The organism is Rothia sp. HMSC073B08 (assembly GCF_001812975.1).
GTDB classification, from domain to species: Bacteria; Actinomycetota; Actinomycetes; order Actinomycetales; family Micrococcaceae; genus Rothia; species Rothia mucilaginosa.
In genome coordinates this window covers 1-241 of sequence record NZ_KV811086.1, presented here as the reverse complement: position 1 = coordinate 241, position 241 = coordinate 1, and positions in this window count along the sequence as shown.

Sequence of the window (241 nt, the reverse complement as noted above, 5' to 3'; positions counted from 1 at the left end):
GAAAGTCCCCACCCGAAGGCGGGGAAATCAGAACGGATAACCCTCATTCTCGACCCCAACCAATGCCTCAATGAAAGTCCCCACCCGAAGGCGGGGAAATTTGCAAAGCTTGAACGTCTTGAGTGCGTGCAGTCTTGGCGCCTCAATGAAAGTCCCCACCCGAAGGCGGGGAAATTTGGGTTTGCCTCCTCCCAACGTTGAGCCCATTCTGGCCTCAATGAAAGTCCCCACCCGAAGGCGG